General features: G+C 63.3%; 16 protein-coding genes. 9 read left to right on the forward strand and 7 right to left on the reverse strand.

Annotated elements, in window-relative coordinates; translation table 11 throughout:
* The first annotated feature begins 179 nt into the window (after positions 1-179).
* Positions 180-1,955 (forward strand): tetratricopeptide repeat protein, encoded by a 1,776-nt coding sequence (locus NKI66_RS06445; RefSeq protein WP_023808657.1) that lies wholly within the window; start codon positions 180-182, stop codon positions 1,953-1,955.
* A 78-nt stretch (positions 1,956-2,033) separates the two neighbouring features.
* Here NKI66_RS06445 and NKI66_RS06450 read toward each other — a convergent pair whose 3' ends face one another.
* Positions 2,034-2,495 carry a GNAT family N-acetyltransferase gene (locus tag NKI66_RS06450; protein WP_023808656.1) on the reverse strand — a complete coding sequence of 154 codons (462 nt, stop codon included), beginning with the start codon at positions 2,493-2,495 and terminating at the stop codon, positions 2,034-2,036.
* Positions 2,496-2,713: 218 nt separating this feature from the next.
* Here NKI66_RS06450 and NKI66_RS06455 point away from each other — a divergent pair, with 218 nt between their 5' ends.
* Positions 2,714-3,634, forward strand: a complete 921-nt coding sequence (locus NKI66_RS06455) for a glycine--tRNA ligase subunit alpha (protein WP_031212237.1) — start codon at positions 2,714-2,716, stop codon at positions 3,632-3,634.
* A 3-nt stretch (positions 3,635-3,637) separates the two neighbouring features.
* Here NKI66_RS06455 and NKI66_RS06460 read toward each other — a convergent pair whose 3' ends face one another.
* Positions 3,638-3,814, reverse strand: a complete 177-nt coding sequence (locus NKI66_RS06460; RefSeq protein ID WP_023808654.1) for a hypothetical protein — start codon at positions 3,812-3,814, stop codon at positions 3,638-3,640.
* 195 nt (positions 3,815-4,009) lie between these two features.
* Here NKI66_RS06460 and NKI66_RS06465 point away from each other — a divergent pair, with 195 nt between their 5' ends.
* Both NKI66_RS06465 and NKI66_RS06470 read left to right on the forward strand, forming a co-directional pair.
* Positions 4,010-6,499 carry a glycine--tRNA ligase subunit beta gene (locus tag NKI66_RS06465; RefSeq protein WP_023808653.1) on the forward strand — a complete coding sequence of 830 codons (2,490 nt, stop codon included), beginning with the start codon at positions 4,010-4,012 and terminating at the stop codon, positions 6,497-6,499.
* 109 nt (positions 6,500-6,608) lie between these two features.
* Entirely contained in the window at positions 6,609-6,911 is a 303-nt protein-coding gene (locus tag NKI66_RS06470) for an ATPase (protein WP_128302476.1), read from the forward strand.
* A gap of 107 nt (positions 6,912-7,018) precedes the next feature.
* On the opposite strand, the gene NKI66_RS06475 is transcribed toward NKI66_RS06470, so the two are convergent.
* Together NKI66_RS06475 and NKI66_RS06480 are read right to left on the reverse strand one after the other, a co-directional pair.
* Positions 7,019-7,408, reverse strand: a complete 390-nt coding sequence (locus tag NKI66_RS06475) for a hypothetical protein (RefSeq protein ID WP_023808652.1) — start codon at positions 7,406-7,408, stop codon at positions 7,019-7,021.
* A gap of 131 nt (positions 7,409-7,539) precedes the next feature.
* Positions 7,540-8,043, reverse strand: coding sequence for a hypothetical protein (locus NKI66_RS06480; RefSeq protein WP_023808651.1), 504 nt, complete (start codon positions 8,041-8,043; stop codon positions 7,540-7,542).
* Positions 8,044-8,235: 192 nt separating this feature from the next.
* On the opposite strand from NKI66_RS06480, the gene NKI66_RS06485 reads away from it, so the two are divergent.
* From NKI66_RS06485 to NKI66_RS06495, 3 genes are all read left to right on the forward strand, one after another.
* Positions 8,236-9,210 carry an L-threonylcarbamoyladenylate synthase gene (locus NKI66_RS06485; RefSeq protein WP_023808650.1) on the forward strand — a complete coding sequence of 325 codons (975 nt, stop codon included), beginning with the start codon at positions 8,236-8,238 and terminating at the stop codon, positions 9,208-9,210.
* Positions 9,211-9,219: 9 nt separating this feature from the next.
* On the forward strand, positions 9,220-10,650 hold the full coding sequence (locus tag NKI66_RS06490; protein WP_023808649.1) for an FAD-binding oxidoreductase: 1,431 nt from the start codon (positions 9,220-9,222) through the stop codon (positions 10,648-10,650).
* Between the two features lie 186 nt (positions 10,651-10,836).
* Positions 10,837-11,403 (forward strand): DUF6101 family protein, encoded by a 567-nt coding sequence (locus tag NKI66_RS06495; RefSeq protein WP_023808648.1) that lies wholly within the window; start codon positions 10,837-10,839, stop codon positions 11,401-11,403.
* 36 nt (positions 11,404-11,439) lie between these two features.
* Here the strand turns inward: NKI66_RS06495 and ubiA are convergent, their stop codons facing one another.
* Positions 11,440-12,423 carry a 4-hydroxybenzoate octaprenyltransferase gene (gene ubiA / locus NKI66_RS06500; RefSeq protein ID WP_023808647.1) on the reverse strand — a complete coding sequence of 328 codons (984 nt, stop codon included), beginning with the start codon at positions 12,421-12,423 and terminating at the stop codon, positions 11,440-11,442.
* Positions 12,424-12,491: 68 nt separating this feature from the next.
* Positions 12,492-13,403, reverse strand: a complete 912-nt coding sequence (locus NKI66_RS06505; RefSeq protein WP_023808646.1) for a LysR family transcriptional regulator — start codon at positions 13,401-13,403, stop codon at positions 12,492-12,494.
* Between the two features lie 89 nt (positions 13,404-13,492).
* Here NKI66_RS06505 and NKI66_RS06510 point away from each other — a divergent pair, with 89 nt between their 5' ends.
* Positions 13,493-14,308 (forward strand): phytanoyl-CoA dioxygenase family protein, encoded by an 816-nt coding sequence (locus NKI66_RS06510; protein ID WP_023808645.1) that lies wholly within the window; start codon positions 13,493-13,495, stop codon positions 14,306-14,308.
* Between the two features lie 156 nt (positions 14,309-14,464).
* Entirely contained in the window at positions 14,465-15,742 is a 1,278-nt protein-coding gene (purD, locus tag NKI66_RS06515; protein ID WP_023808644.1) for a phosphoribosylamine--glycine ligase, read from the forward strand.
* Positions 15,743-15,756: 14 nt separating this feature from the next.
* Here purD and NKI66_RS06520 read toward each other — a convergent pair whose 3' ends face one another.
* On the reverse strand, positions 15,757-16,866 hold the full coding sequence (locus NKI66_RS06520; RefSeq protein WP_032908676.1) for a glycoside hydrolase family 25 protein: 1,110 nt from the start codon (positions 16,864-16,866) through the stop codon (positions 15,757-15,759).
* Between the last annotated feature and the right edge of the window lie 3 nt (positions 16,867-16,869).

Consider the following 16,869-nt stretch of genomic DNA (forward strand, 5'->3'; position numbering starts at 1 on the left):
GGCCGAAATTCAAAATCGGAAAACTGCCCCCTGTCGCCATGATTTGTTAATCGGGTGCCCGGATTGTGAATTCGAGGCGGATTGAAGCGCGACCCCAAAAAGGCCATGCTTTGCCTGGAAAGATCGAGTCTACGCCGATCCCGCTGATGCGGAGATGGCGCCTGGCTGAAAGGGATACGATGCGGCAAGGATGTGCGCGCTGGCTGACAAGGCTGGCAATTGTGACAGGCATGACGATCTCGGCTTTGCCGGCCTATGCCAAGCAGACCAGCGAACCGGTCAAGATCACGTCATTTTCGGGCGCCTATCTGGCAGCCCGGATCGCCGAAGGCGATAACGACCTCGACAGCGCCATCGCCTACTACAAGCAAGCATTGGCCTTTGACCCGAGCGACACCGGCCTGCAGCAGAGCCTGATGCTGTCGCTGATCGCGCAAGGGCGCTTCGACGAGTCCCTGGTCTATGCCGACAAGCTCAAGGAAGTGCCTGACGTCGAGCGTTTCTCGCGCTTGGCGCTCGCCGTCGATTCCTTCCACAAGAAGGATTTCACCAAGGCGCAGTACTGGCTCAAGCTGTCGCTGGAATCCGATCTCGACCGGTTGATCTCCGGGGTGATGTCCGGCTGGGCGCAGCAAGGCGCCGGCGAGCCTGCCGATGCGATGGCGTCCATCGACAAGCTGCAGGGGCCGGATTGGTTCGGCCTGTTCAAGTCGTTCCACCGCGCCCTGATCGCTGATGCATCCGGCATGCCCGAAAAGGCCGAGGCGATCTATGCCGCGACCATGCAGGATACCGCCGCCGGCGGTGCCGCTCCCGAAACCTGGATGCGCAATGCCCAGGCCTACGCCTCGTTCCTGGTCCGCAAGGGCGACAAGACCAAGGCGCTGTCGGTGCTCGACCAGGCCGAGGCGTTTTCGCCGGGCAAGCTGGAAATCGTCGCCTTGCGCGACCGAATTGCAAAAGGCGACAAGATTGCGCCGCTGGTTGCCGGTCCATCCGATGGCGCCTCCGAAATCCTGCTCGACCTCGCCACCGCGCTCAACCGTGGTGGCGGCGAGCCCTTCGTCCGCCTCTATCTGCAATATGCGCTTGCTTTGAAGCCAGATAGCGACGCTGCCCTTGTGCAACTCGCCGCCGTGTCCGAGCAATTGAAGGACGGCGAAGGTGCCATCGCGCTCTATCGCCGGATTCCCGCCGCTTCGCCGCTGAAGGAGCTTTCGGACCTGCAACTCGGCCTCAATCTTGCCGATCTCGACCGTCACGAAGAAGCGATCACCCATCTGAAAGCCTTGGTCGACGCCCATCCCAATGACATGCGCGCCTATCTGGCGCTCGGTGGCGTCTATTCCTCGAAGGACGATTTCCGTTCGGCCGCCACTCTCTACGATAAGGCCGTCGAGGTGCTGAAGGCGCCGACCGCGGCCAACTGGAACATCTTCTACCAGCGCGGCATCGCTTATGAGCGCCTGAAGGAATGGCCCAAGGCCGAGCCGAACTTCCGCAAGGCGCTGGAACTGTTCCCCGACCAGCCGCAAGTGCTGAACTATCTCGGCTATTCCTGGGTCGACATGAACATGAACCTCAAGGAAGGCCTGGCGATGATTCAAAAGGCCGTCGACCTCAGGCCGAGCGACGGTTACATCGTCGATTCGCTGGGTTGGGCCTATTTCCGCCTCGGCAGGTTCGATGACGCGGTGCGCGAAATGGAACGCGCCGTGTCGCTGAAGCCGGAAGATCCGGTTCTCAACGATCACCTCGGCGACGCCTACTGGCGCGTCGGCCGCAAGCTGGAAGCCACCTTCCAGTGGAACCAGGCTCGCGACCTGAAGCCGGATCCCGATGTGCTGGCCAACTTGCAGCAGAAGCTGATGAAGGGCCTGCCGCCGATCGAATCCAACACGGCGCAGGAGACCCCGAAGGTCAAGCCGGAGCCGGTGCCCGCCCCGAAGGGATGAAGTCAGCCATTTGAATTCAACGCAAGCGGGGCTCTTTCGGAGTCCCGTTTTCGTTTGAACCGTATTAGGCTGGCTGCCTCAGAAGAGCTTGCGATAGACGACGAAGCCGGAGTGTTCGGCGACCTTGTCGTAAAGCTTCATCGCCGTGTGATTGGTCTCATGCGTCAGCCAGTACACGCGGCCCGAGCCGGCCGCCTGGGCGCGCTCGTAGACGCCCTCGATCAGCGCCCGTCCGATGCCTTTGCCACGCGATGCCTGCGTGGTGAAAAGGTCCTGCAGATAGCAATTCGGTGCGATCGCCGTGGTGCTGCGATGGAAGAGATAGTGCACGAGGCCGAGAAGCTGTCCCTCGCCTTCGGCCACCAGCGCGTGGACCGGCTCATAGGCATCGAAGAAACGAGACCATGTCATCTGGGTAATCTCACCCGGCAGGGCCGTTTCGCCCGAGCGGCCATAAAATGCATTGTAGCCATCCCACAGCGGCAGCCATTGCTCGAAATCCTGTCGCGCGACAGGGCGGATGACGATCGGGCTGGGCATGGCTGAAACCTGTTGTCGTTGCTGCACAGGCGAACAGAGCGCAGGCCCGAGAGATGGGCAATGGGCCAGCCTCTGCAAAGCTTTCAACATTGTCCATAATGTCGGCGCGACCGCATCGGCGTGCTTTGCTTGACGCTTTGCTGCCGGGTCTCTAGGACGTGCCGGCAAGCTAGCCTGTGCTGTCGAGGCCACCCGTGACAATTGAAATCCCCGCCCATATGCATCCCAGCCGCTCGTTCCAGGGGCTGATCCTGGCCTTGCACAACTATTGGGCAGCCTATGGCTGCGTTATCCTGCAGCCCTACGACATGGAAGTCGGTGCAGGCACCTTTCATCCGGCAACAACGCTGCGCGCGCTCGGCCCAAAACGCTGGAACGCTGCCTATGTCCAACCCTCGCGTCGTCCCAAGGATGGCCGCTATGGCGAGAACCCGAACCGGCTGCAGCATTATTACCAGTACCAGGTGATCCTGAAGCCGAACCCGCCCAATTTGCAGGAACTCTATCTCGGCTCGCTGGCGGCGATCGGCGTCGATCCGCTGCTGCACGACATCCGCTTCGTCGAGGACGATTGGGAAAGTCCGACGCTGGGCGCCTGGGGTCTCGGCTGGGAATGCTGGTGCGACGGCATGGAAGTCTCGCAGTTCACCTACTTCCAGCAGGTCTGCGGCATCGAATGCGCGCCGGTGGCCGGCGAGCTGACCTACGGGTTGGAGCGGCTGGCCATGTATGTGCAGGGCGTCGACAATGTCTACGACCTCAATTTCAACGGCCGCGAAGGCACCGACAAGGTCACCTATGGCGATGTCTTCCTGCAGGCCGAGCAGGAATATTCGCGCCACAATTTCGAATACGCCGACACGGCGATGCTTTTGCGCCACTTCGAGGATGCCGAGGCCGAGTGCAAGGCGCTGCTCGACGCCGGCGCGCCGGCGTCCAACGACAATCTGCCGATGCACCGCATGGTTTTCCCGGCCTACGATCAGTGCATCAAGGCCAGCCATGTCTTCAACCTGCTCGACGCACGCGGCGTGATTTCGGTCACTGAGCGGCAGAGCTATATCCTGCGGGTGCGCAATCTGGCCAAGGCTTGCGGCGAAGCGTTTCTGAAGACGCAGGCGGGTGGCTTGGCGGCCTGAGCTTCAGGCCCGCTTCATCATCTCGAGGGAACCGTTGATCGGCGGTACGGCCTGACCGCCGGCACCGTCGATGGTGCGCAATGCCTGCCGCACGCCCGGCATCGAGAAGGCGCCGTGAGCCTGCGCCGTGAAGCAGGCGCCGAGTGCGAGGATCTGCAGAAGTCTGGATGCCGTTTTCATGATCGTTGAGCCAAATGTTCCCTGCCTGAGCGTGGGTCGCTTCAGCGCTGCGTTCGGTTCATGGAAATCTTTGATCCAAGGACGGGTGGCGTGGTCTCGTCCCGACAGGGCGGTCAAAATTTGTGTAAAGGGTGACAGCAGCCAGCCGAGTTGCTATGCCCCGCCCGGACCACTCTCCCGCATGAGCTGACCCCGATGCCTGACCTGCTTCTAGAACTTCGCTCCGAGGAAATCCCTGCGCGCATGCAGCGCAAGGCGGCGGGTGATCTCAGGAAGATGCTGACCGACGGTTTGGTCGAGGCGGGACTGACCTATGAGGCGGCGCGCGAGTACTGGACGCCGCGGCGGCAGACCCTCGACATCAGGGGCCTGACCGCGCGCTCGAAGGATATAAGCGAAGAGATCAAGGGGCCTTCGACATCGGCGCCTGAACAGGCGGTCCAGGGTTTCCTGCGCAAGGCCGGACTTTCCTCGATCGCCGAGGCGCATGTCCATTCCGATCCGAAGAAAGGCGATTTTTATGTCGCCCACATTTCGAAGCCGGGCAGGGCGGCGGAGGAGATCATCGCCGAACTGGTGCCGGGCATCATCCGCAATTTTCCGTGGCCGAAATCGATGCGCTGGGGGCCGGCCTCGGCCAAGCCCGGTTCACTGCGCTGGGTACGGCCGCTGCAATCGATCCTGTGCACCTTCGGCCCGGAAACAGAGGAGCCTGTCGTGGTCGATTTCGAGATCGACGGTATCCGCTCCGGCAACATCACCTATGGCCACCGTTTTCATGCGCCTGACGCCATCACGGTACGCCGCTTCGACGACTATGTTTCCAAGCTGGAAGCGGCCAAGGTCGTGCTCGATGCTGATCGGCGCAAGGAGATCATCCTTGCCGACGCCCGCAATCTCGCCTTCGCCAACGGGCTTGATCTGGTTGAGGACGAAGGGCTGCTGGAGGAAGTGTCCGGGCTGGTCGAATGGCCGGTCGTGCTGATGGGCGAGTTCGAGGAGGCATTCCTCGCCATTCCGGCCGAGGTGATCCGACTGACCATCCGCGCCAACCAGAAGTGCTTTGTGACATCGCGCCCGATCTCCTCCCTGGAGGGGGAGATGTCGGCGAAGCCGACAGAGGGGGGCGCTGTCCCGCCGTCCTCTCGGCGTGAGGCGCGCCCCTCTGGCCTGCCGGCCATCTCCCCCTCAAGGGGGGAGATCAGCCAACTTTCCAACCGCTTCATCCTAACCGCCAATATCGAGGCGAAGGACGGCGGCAAGGAGATCGCCCACGGTAACGGCAAGGTGGTGCGCGCCCGCCTGTCCGACGCGCTCTATTTCTGGACGACCGACCAGGGCGATTTGCCTGACCTGCGTGAGCTCGAGGCATCGGCGGAAAAATTCGGGCTTGATCTCAAGAAGCCGCTCGACCAGCGCATGGCCCGCCTCGACCATCTCGGCGTGACTTTCCACGCCAAGCTCGGCACGCAAGGCGAACGGGTGGAGCGGATTGCGCGGCTTGCCGAGGAACTGGCGCCGATCATCGGCGCCGATCCGGCACTGGCGCGGCGCGCTGCCGTCCTGGCGAAGGCCGATCTCACCACCGAAGTCGTTGGCGAGTTTCCGGAACTGCAAGGCGCTATGGGTCGCAAATATGCGCTGCTTCAGGGCGAGCATGCATCGGTCGCCGCTGCAGCGGAGGAACACTACAAGCCGCAGGGCCCGTCCGATCGCGTACCGAGCGATCCAGTGTCGGTCGCTGTCGCGCTCGCCGACAAGCTCGATACGCTGGTCGGCTTCTGGGCGATCGATGAAAAGCCGACCGGGTCGAAGGATCCCTACGCACTGCGCAGAGCTGCTCTTGGGGTGGTGAGGCTGGTGCTGGATAACGAGACGCCGGTAAGCCTTCTTTCGATCGTAGCTGAACATCGAAGAATCATTGAAGACCAGATCGACCGCCGGCACGCTGAAGAGCAGGCCAAGTTGGGTGGCGACTATGTGAGTGCACGGGCGCACGCCGGCGACGGAAAGTCTGGGGATCGCGACCTGCTGGCCTTCTTCCACGATCGCCTAAAGGTCTACCTCCGCGATCAAGGCGCTCGGCACGACCTGATCGATGCGGTGCTGGCGACAGGTTCGCGCCCGATCTCCCCCCTAGAGGGGGAGATGTCGGCGAAGCCGACAGAGGGGGGCGCTGTCCCGCCGTCCTCTCAGCGCCAAGTACCCCCCTCTGCCCTGCCGGGCATCTCCCCCACAAGGGGGGAGATTGGCCAATCGTCCAATGACGACCTGCTGCAGATCGTGCGCCGGGTCGAGGCGCTGGGCTCCTTCCTCGACACCGAGGATGGCAAGAACCTGCTCGCCGGCACCAAGCGTGCGGCCAACATTCTGGCCGCCGAGGAGAAGAAGAAAACGGTGGTCGCCGAAACCGTTGAGTCGGCACTCTTGCGCGAGGATGCCGAGAAATCGCTGTTTGCGGCGGTGAATCAGGCTGAGAAGCAAGCCGGCGAAGCGATTCAAAACGATGACTTTTCCGCCGCCTTGCTGGCGCTTAGCGTGTTGCGCGAACCGGTTGATTCATTCTTTGAGCATGTTCTTGTAAACGATGAGGATCAGGCGGTGCGTGCCAACCGCCTGGCGCTGCTCGCCCGCATCCGCGCGGCCACCGGCCAGGTCGCGGATTTCTCGAAGATCGCAGGTTAAGGCGAAGAAAATATTCTTTGCCGCCGGCCGTTCGAGCCGGCTTACAGTCATATGGCGATGATCTCTCCGTGGCAAAAGGGACATGTTCCCCAACCCCACGGAGGCTTCTATGAATTCCGATCACGACATCGAAGTGACAGAAGAAACCCCGGCTTCCGCCGAGGCGCTTGAATCCGCTTCCGAAACCATCCTCGATCATGCCGCCGCCGCAGCGGTCGAAGCCGCTGACCTGTCTGATGACGACGAAGACGGCGACGATGAAGATGGCGAAGAGTCCACCGAAACTGCCACGCTCTCGGATGACGACGAAGATGAAGACGACGAGGACGAAGACGAAGACGACGCCGAGGATAGCGTGAAGGCTGAAGGCGACGAGTCCGAAGAAGACGATGACAAGGAAAAAGCGGCCTGATTTTTTCAGCCGCCGGTTCCATCGATGGCAAGGCGGTGCTGAGGCGCCGCCTTTTCCTGTCAGTCGTCCCCGAAGCCGACTGTCAGCCGCCCCGGGCGACGGCCCGGTCAGTTCTCGAGAATGCTGACGCGCACGCTGTTTTCGTAGACATCGACCTGGATCAGCGGTTCGCCATTGACGATGGCGCGCTTGGTCGAGGAACTCATCGCGCCGCCGCGTTCCAGCATGCGTTGCAGGTCGGCGCGCTGGCCGTTGGTCCTGAACCAGCCATCACCCTCGTCGTCGCTGTCACGGCGGTGGAATTTGTGCCAGTTGGCGCGGTCCTGCCGCACCATCTGCGCGGCATTGTCCAGCGCATAGCCGTCACTCGCCTGATGGTCGCGATCGGAAATGCGCGCGACATAGGATCCCAGCATGTCGTCGGCGTGAGCCGCGACGACGCCAAGCAGTGACGCCAGCAGAAGGCCTGCCCCGGTTACGATTCCAGCTTTTCTCATGGTCCCCCCTTTACCCCTGATGAAATCCCGTCTGCCAGAAATGCCTAGAACGGGGTTGCCTGACAATGGTGCGCCGGGCGCCAGACCACCGTCAAGTCTCGCCATCGATGTCGGCTGCCTTTGAGCCAAGGCTATTTGGTGTAGCCGTTGGGAGGCATGCGCTGCCCTGCTGCCGGCGCCGGAGCGCTCGGCGGGGTGGGTTGGTTCTCGGCGTTCCCTGAGGGGGCTGCGGAGGCGGTGGCCGTTGCCGGCGCGGTGTCTGCCGCCGGCGCCGTGCCAGCGGCCGGCGCAGTACCTGTCGCTGGTGCAGCGGTTGGCGCGGGTGCCGGGAAGTCGGGACCGGTAACGCCGCCACGAATGACCATCGGGCCTGGCTGGAAGTCGTGCCCGGTCGCGGGCTTGTCCGGGATCGCCGCCACCTTTTCATCGGTGACGTCGGGCTGCGCTTCCCCTTTTGCCACCACCGACCGCCCATCGCTGGCATTGACTGCATCGGCGGTTCTAGGCTGGTTGAGGGCGCCGATCCTGACGATCGATGGTGTGGAGGATGGCGCGCCTGGAAAAACCAGGGATGACGCCTGGGCTTCGCCGGCCGCAACAGCAAGAATGATACCCAGCAGGATACGCGCAGACACTGATTTCGCTCCCCTTTGCCCAGAAGCTGTTCGATAGCAGGCCGGAATTGATGCCGGCTTTCGCGGAAACATAGCATTTTAGGGATTGATAAATCGCCAATGCTCCTGCTCGCCCAACAATCGTTTACCCAACAGCGACTTGCCCAACGGCCGCCATCGTACTACGCACCCCGCAGCTGTGAGGTGACGAGAGTGGCTGAAATACTTGCCTCGGGCGAGGCGCTGGAGCGGGCGCTGGCGCTGCTCATGGAAGGCGATGTCGTCGCCATCCCGACGGAAACCGTCTACGGGCTGGCCGGCGACGCCACCAACGGCATCGGTGTCGCGCGCATTTTCGAGGCCAAGGGGCGGCCGCGCTTCAACCCGCTGATCGCTCATGTCGCAGACATGGCGATGGCAGAACGCCTCGCGCTGTTCGATCCGCTGTCCAGGAAACTGGCGCTGGCATTCTGGCCAGGTCCGCTGACGCTGGTGCTGCCGCAACGGCCCGGCAACGGCATCCATCCGCTGGTCACCGCCGGGCTCGATACGATTGCCTTGCGCATGCCGAGGGGCTTTGGCGGCGACCTGATCGCCAGGCTCGGCTGCCCGCTTGCAGCGCCCAGCGCCAATTCATCCGGCAGGATCAGCGCAACGACCGCGCAAGCGGTAGCCGCCGATCTCGGTGCGCGGATAAAGCTGGTGGTCGATGGCGGCGCGACCCCGGTCGGGCTGGAATCGACCATCGTCAAGGCCGAAGGAAACGGATTGCGGCTGCTGAGGCCCGGCGGCATCGCCGCCGAGGAGATCGAGGCGGCTATCGGCATGGAGCTGTTGCGCGGCGGCATCGCCGGTATCGAGGCGCCGGGCATGCTTGCCTCGCACTATGCGCCAGGTGCTGCGATGCGGCTCCATGCCGGCACGGTCGGCGAGGGCGAGGCTTTGCTCGGCTTCGGCAGCCAGAGGGCGCAAGGCTGGCGCCGCGCCGAAGCCTTCCTCAATTTGTCCGAAACCGGTGACCTGCGCGAAGCGGCGAGCAATCTGTTCGCCTATATGCAGGAGCTTGACCGCAGCGGCGCGCGGACCATCGCCGTCGAGCCGGTTCCCTTCGACGGGCTCGGCGAAGCGATCAACGATCGGCTGTCGCGTGCCGCCGCCCCTCGTGACATCCCACAACCCGCAACATAGTTTTTCCCCATGACCGAAATCACAGAGACACTCGATCCCGCTCTCATCGATCGCTTCACGGCGATCGTCGGCGACAAATATGCGCTGCGTGAAGAGCAGGATATCGCGCCTTACCTCGTTGAACGGCGCGGGCTCTGGCACGGCGCGACATCGTTGGTGCTGCGGCCGGGCAGCGTCGACGAAGTCAGCCGGATCATGCGGCTGGCGACCGAGACAGGCACGCCGATCGTGCCGCAAAGCGGTAACACCGGCCTGGTCGGCGCCCAGGTGCCGGACAGGTCCGGGCGCGAAATCGTCCTGTCGCTGTCGCGGCTGAACCGCATCCGTGAAATCGATGTCTTGTCCAACACGGTGACAGTCGAGGCCGGTGTCATCCTGCAGACGCTGCAGGAGGCGGCCGACGCCGCCGACCGGCTGTTTCCACTGTCGCTGGCCGCGCAAGGCTCCTGCCAGATCGGCGGCAATCTTTCCTCCAATGCCGGCGGCACCGGAGTGCTTGCCTATGGCAATGCGCGCGAACTCTGTCTCGGTGTCGAGGTGGTGCTGCCGACCGGCGAGGTGTTCGACGACCTGCGCAAGCTGAAGAAGGACAACACCGGCTACGATCTGAAAAACCTGTTCGTCGGTGCCGAAGGCACGCTCGGCGTCATCACCGCCGCCGTGCTCAAGCTGTTCCCGAAGCCGAAGGGGCGCGAAGTCGCCTTCGTCGGCCTGTCGTCGCCCGAGGCAGCACTTTCGCTGTTCAGCCTGGCCATGGACCGTGCCGGGGCAGCACTCACCGCTTTCGAACTGATCGGCAAGCGGCCCTATGATTTCACGCTGGCGCATGCCCAGGGCGTGGTGCGGCCGCTGATCGAGGACTGGCCGTGGTACGTGCTGATGCAGATTTCGTCCGGTCGTTCATCGGAGGATTCGAGAGCCTTGATCGAGGACGTGCTTTCGGCCGGCCTTGAACAGGAATTCGTCGGCGACGCCGTCATTGCCGCGAGTCTCACGCAGGGCGATGCCTTCTGGAATTTCCGCGAGCTGCTGCCCGAGGCGCAGAAGCCGGAGGGCGCCTCGATCAAGCACGACATTTCGGTGCCTATTGCATCGATTCCGCGTTTCATCGCGGAGGCTGCCGGCGCCGTGGCGTCGGTGAGCGCCGGTGCCCGCGTCGTCTGCTTCGGCCATATGGGCGACGGCAATCTCCACTACAACATTTCGCGGCCCGTCGACGGCGACGATGAGGCGTTCCTCGCTCTCTATCATCCCATGAACAAGGCGGTGCACGATGTGGTGCGCAGCCTGCACGGTTCGATCTCGGCCGAGCACGGCATCGGCCAGTTGAAACGCGACGAACTGATCGCCACCGCGCCGCCGATGGCGATCGATCTGATGCGAAGGGTTAAGGCCGCTTTCGACCCGGCCGGCATCATGAATCCGGGTAAGGTTATCTGATCCTTTCGACATCTTGTGGCTGGTGGGATTCCGATAACCATCCCTGAGATCAGCAAAATTTAACCGACTTTCTTAAGCGGGGCGGTAAGGAGCCCGCGCTACTGTCTCCATACAAACGAGGCCGGAAAAACCGGCCCGGAGAGAACCGGACACCGGCTCTCAGGAGACAGACAGGAAGGCCACTCTATGAACACCGGACTGAAGCCAGTCTGGGCGGGACGCAACATGCGTCTCGACCCATTCCGCCTGCCGCAAGTGGTGAGCTACGCGACTCGCGACGACTACGGCGATGTAACCTTCACCATCGACCAGCGCGGCGCCGTGATCCGCCGCCTGCTCGAGATGAGCGGCCTGCCCGCAATCATCGTTCTGCCCGCCAATGCGTTCCGCGGCGTTGCCGCCCGCGCCATGGAAGACCCGGACGGCAATGTCACGGTGACCCTGGAACTCCTGCACAACGACCCGATGCTGTCGGTGCCGCTGCTTGTGGCCGACGATCTCGACGATGTCGCAGCCGACTGGCGCGCCTGGGCCGACGCTTACCGTCTGCCGATGCTGCTGATCGAATCGGACGGCGTTGCCCGCACCCTGGAAGAATCGCTCGGCGCCGCCATCAAGACGCTGCCGCCGCAGGATAGGCGCAAGGGGCGGATTTCGAACACGCGCCGCCCGCGTTTCCTCGCTCGCCGCAGAGCGGGCGCCCTCGGTCTCAGGCTGGTCATCGACGGCCAGGAGATTATTTCGCGCGACTGAGCATGATCCCGCTGGGAATGCTGAGACGGGAAGCCGCTAAACCAGCGGCTTCAGCGCCACCCACACAGCGCCGCCGATCAGGCCGAGGAAGATCAGCCAGCCGACCTGGTTGTTCGACCTGAACAGTCGCAGGCATTGGTCCGGATTGTCGATATCCAGAACCGCGATCTGCCGCGCCATATGGGCGCCGGCGGCAATCAGCCCGGCCAGCGCCACCACCGGCGCCTGCGCCGACGCGAAGGCGATCGCAAAACAGATCAGCGCGCCACCATAAAGCCCTGCCAGCCACGACTTGGTGTTGTCGCCGAACAAGCGTGCCGTCGAGCGCACGCCGACGATGGCGTCATCTTCCTTGTCCTGATGCGCGTAGATCGTGTCGTAGCCGATCACCCACAGGATCGAGCCGATATAGAGCATGATGGCAGGCCCATCGAGATCGCCGAACTCGACCGCCCATCCCATCAGCGCGCCCCAGGAAAAGGCAAGGCCAAGCACCAGTTGCGGCCAGTTGGTTATCCGCTTCATGAATGGATAGATGGCGATGACCGCCAGTGAGCAGATGCCGAGCAGGACGGCGAAGCTGTTGAACTGGATGAGCACGACGAGGCCGACCAGAGCCTGCAGGACGAGAAACAGCCATGCCCGCCGGCGGGTCGCCTTGCCCGACGGCAGCGGTCGCGAGCGCGTGCGCTCCACCTGGCTGTCGATGTCCTCGTCGACGAGGTCGTTGTAGGTGCAGCCGGCGCCACGCATGGCGATGGCCCCGACCAGGAAAAGCACGAGATACACTGGTGCCGGCAGCAGTGAGAGCAGCGGGTCGCCGGGACGCGGATAGGCGCTTGCCGCCAAGGCCGCCGACCACCAGCACGGCCACAGCAGCAGCTGCCAGCCGATCGGCCTGTCCCATCGGGCAAGCTGCGCATAGGGCCATATCGAGCGCGGCAGCACGCGGTAGACCCAATGGCCGTTCGGAGCATCGGCGACACGGCCCTGGGCCGCTTTCGACTGGATGTTTTCCATGTCCATGGAGTGGCAGCAGCGGCAGAAACCGTCAAGCGGCAAGCGGGAGAGTGGTGCACGTCAGCCTTTCACAAGGCAAAGATGTCGCGGGTGGCGAACCAGTCCCTGGCCATCTCGACGAAGGCCAGCGCTGCATTCGACACACGCTGATGCGTGTCATAGGTGAGCAGGATCCGCTGCATGGGCAGCGGATCGGATAGCGGCTTGCAGATCAGCGGCAGCCCGTCATAGCTGCGGTCGCCGTGCGGGCGGGTATAGCTGACCGCGACGCCGAAGCCGTTGGCGACCATGCTGCGCTGCAGTTCGAACGAGCTCGTCGTCATGTCGGCCGCTGGCGAAAGGCCGCGGCTGCGAAACAGGTCGAGCATGTGCTGCCAGCTGTGCGGCTGGTCCGTCGTGATCAGCGGATAGGCGGCCAGATCGGCAAGACTGACCATTGGCCGGTCCGCCAGGGCATGGCCTGCCGGCAACAGCGCGTGCGGGCGAAGTTCGCGCAGCAGGATGCGGGCGAAATGCGTCGGCAGGCTGAGATCATAAGTCAGGCCGAGATCGATGGCCGCATCACCCAGCCGTCGTCCCAGGGTCTCGAACGTCTCGTCGCGAACGACGATTTTGACGGCCGGATAGCGTTCGGAGAAGGCGCGGATCAAAGCCGGCGCGAAGAAAGGCGCCAGATCCTCGAAGCATCCCAGCACCAACTCACCGCTGACAGCCGATTTGCTTGAACCCAGGCCGACGAGTTCGTCCGTTTCGGTGAGAACCTGCCTTGCCTTGGCCACGACGGCGCGGCCGAACGATGTCGGCGACACGCCGCTTCCGCGCTGGCGGACGAACAGCTTCTGGCCGAAATTCTTTTCGACCGCGTCGATCGCCACCGAAATCGACGGCTGAGAGACGTTCAGCATCTTTGCCGCGCCGGTGACGCTACCGTGACGCGCCACGGCAACCAGATAGCGCAGCTGCGTGAGGGTCACACTCATAGGAGTACTCTATATGTCGGATGGAAAGTTATTATTTTACTGAATGAATTGATATTGCGATAATGGCTTCATTCCAAGAGGAGAACGCCATGGCTTCCCAGACTGCCACCCTCGACGCCACCATGATCGGTGCGTCCACGATTGCCGACTATCAGCGTGACGGCGCTGTCTGCATTCGCGGCGCCTTCAAGGGCTGGGTCGACACGATTGCCGCCGGCATCGAACGCAACATGCAGAACCGCAGCGCCACCGCATCCGACATCGCCAACGGCCGCGGCAGTTTCTTCGACGACTACTGCAACTGGGAGCGCATCCCCGAATTCGTCAGTCTGGTGCGGGGTTCGCCAGCCGCCGAACTGGCGGCTGCGGTGATGCAGTCGCGCACCGCGCAGTTCTTCCACGATCATGTGCTGGTCAAGGAGCCCGGCACGCAGAAGCCGACGCCCTGGCATCAGGACATCCCCTACTATTTCGTCGATGGCCGGCAGACGGTGAGCTTCTGGATACCCATCGACCCGGTGAAGGAAGCGACGCTGCGTCTGATCGCCGGCTCGCACAAATGGGACAAGATGATCCTGCCGGTGCGCTGGCTCGACGATAGCAACTTTTATGCCGGCGAGGGCGACTATCTGCCGGTGCCCGATCCCGACAAGGATCCGTCGATGAAGGTGCTCGAATGGGAAATGGAGCCGGGCGACGCCATCCTGTTCGACTTCAGGACCGCGCACGGCGCCCGTGGCAATATGACCGCGGCGCGGCGCCGGGCGCTGTCGCTGCGCTGGGTCGGTGACGATGCGCGCTATGTCGAGCGGCCGGGCCGCACCTCGCCGCCCTATCATGGCCATGGCATGCAGCCGGGACAGAGGCTACGCGAGGACTGGTTTCCGGTGGTTTTCTCCGCCTAGTCGAATCGCCAGAAAATCGGCGGCGGTGTCCGCCGCCATTTTCGGCGGGGGATAACGTTCCCGTGCGCAATCGCGATCTAAACACCCTGATGCCTTGACCCGTCCTGCAGAGAGCAATAGCGGGTTCTTTTTTAGGGACAGCATCAAGAGGTGGCCATGAACGTTCTTCTTCTCGGCTCCGGCGGCCGCGAACATGCGCTCGCCTGGAAGATTGCCGCATCACCGCTGCTGACAAAGCTCTATGCGGCTCCCGGCAACCCGGGCATCGGCAGCGAGGCTGAGCTGGTGAAGCTGGATTTAGCCGACCACGCCGCCGTGGCCGCGTTCTGCCGGGAGAAAAAAATCGACCTCGTGGTGGTCGGTCCGGAGGGGCCGCTGGTCGCCGGCATTGCCGACGATCTGCGCGCCGAAAATATCCGCGTCTTCGGTCCCTCCAAGGCTGCCGCACAGCTGGAAGGTTCGAAGGGATTCACCAAGGACCTCTGTGCCCGCTACGACATCCCGACTGCCGCCTATGGCCGCTTCAGTGATCTGGCCTCGGCCAAGGCATATGTCGAAAAGACCGGAGCGCCGATCGTCATCAAGGCCGACGGGCTCGCTGCCGGCAAGGGCGTCACCGTCGCCATGACGCTCAGTGAAGCACAGGCAGCACTCGATGCCTGCTTCGATGGTTCCTTCGGCGCTGCCGGCGCGGAAGTTGTGGTCGAGGAATTCATGACCGGCGAGGAGGCGAGCTTCTTCTGCCTCTGCGACGATAACACCGCGCTGCCCTTCGGCACCGCGCAGGACCACAAGCGCGTCGGCGATGGCGACACTGGCCCCAACACAGGCGGTATGGGCGCCTATTCGCCGGCCCCGGTGATGACGCCGGAACTGGTCGAGCGCACCATGCGCGAGATCATCGAGCCGACCATGCGCGGCATGGCCGAACTTGGCGCGCCGTTCTCCGGCGTGCTGTTTGCCGGGCTGATGATCACCGACAAGGGACCGAGGCTGATCGAATACAACACCCGTTTCGGCGACCCGGAATGCCAGGTGCTGATGATGCGGCTGAAGGACGATCTGCTGGTCCTGCTCAACGCGGCGACCGACGGCCAGCTTGCGCATACTTCGGTGCGCTGGCGCGACGAGGCGGCCTTGACCGTGGTGATGGCGGCGAGAGGCTATCCCGGAACACCGGAAAAAGGCTCGGTCATCCGCGGCGTCGAAGACGCGGCGAGCGACGGCGTCCAGATATTCCACGCCGGTACCGCCATCAATGGCGGCGCGCTGGTTGCCAATGGCGGCCGCGTCCTCAACGTGACGGCATCAGGCGCCACGGTCGGCGAGGCACAGAAACGAGCCTATGCCGCGCTTGACCGCATCGATTGGCCGGACGGGTTCTGCCGCCGCGATATCGGCTGGCAGGCCGTGGCGCGCGAACAGGGAACCTGAAGTTCCGCGTTGGCTCACCGCTGGCCGCGATCGAGTTCGGTGGAAGCGGTGCTGAGCGGATCGGACAAGGCAAAGGCAGCGTCGAGTTGTGCGGGCGAACGCCGCTCGGTCCGCTTCCAGGCGACATATTGGACAATGCCGAAACTCGGTCTCCGGGGCACCGTCTTCACGACTGGCATGCGGAAGCCGTCGCGGAAACGGGACCAGCGTGTGCCCAACGCTGCAACCATGTCCTCGAAAGTCGGCGGCGCGGCCACAGACGCAAAGGTGATGGTGACATTGCCGGCGAGGCCGGCCTCGCGTGAGACCGGAAGCGGTATCGAGGCGAGATAGTCCGGCGGCACGTCGATAAGCCCACCGAACGGCCATTGCGCGCGCAGCGTGGCGGCGTCTGTCGGCGCGACATTGACGTCTATGTCGTTAGGCGTGCCGGCAACCCTGTAAGGGCAGCGGAAACGGCCGCAATTGGCTTGCGCCGAAAACTGCCAAAGTGCGTAGCCTTGCCAGTTGCCCATCGGGAAATGCACGTCGATGTCGTTGGTGTAGCGCGCATACCAGAGCGGCAGCCGCGACAGGAGCCGGTATCGGTAGCTGTTGTCGGCAATGTACTGGGCGGTCCTGCCGTTGGTGTACAGCACCGGGAAACGGCCGATGCGGCGATGCACCTGGCGTACGAACTCCTCGGCGTCGTCAAGCGACATCCATTGCGAGGGATCATTGCCCTCAATGTCGAGAGCCATGAGATCGTCCGGCGCAGGCCCGGCGAAATCGAGGAAATTGTTGGCCTGCTCGACCGGATTGCCGGGGCGGGCAAGGTGATAGGCGCCCCATTTCAGGCCGAGTGCCTTGGCCACCACCCTGCGCGTCTGGAACAGTTCGCGCGTCACCGCATGACGTTTCCACAGCGCCTTGCAAAGCTTCACCTCGATGTCGTTGCCCAAGCAGAAATAGGCCGGCGGCATGCCGTCGGAGGCTTTGTTGATGAAGCCGACGACCCGCTTGTCGGTGGCGAGCTGGGCCCAATCGATGGAATTGTATTCGTAGGCATCGACGACCAAAGCGCGGTCGGCGTTCTTCCACGGCTCGGAAAAATCCGAGGCCTTTGCCGCCATGGACAGCGCCATCGT

This window comes from Mesorhizobium sp. M0518, from assembly GCF_040321125.1.
In the GTDB taxonomy this organism is placed as follows: Bacteria; Pseudomonadota; Alphaproteobacteria; order Rhizobiales; family Rhizobiaceae; genus Mesorhizobium.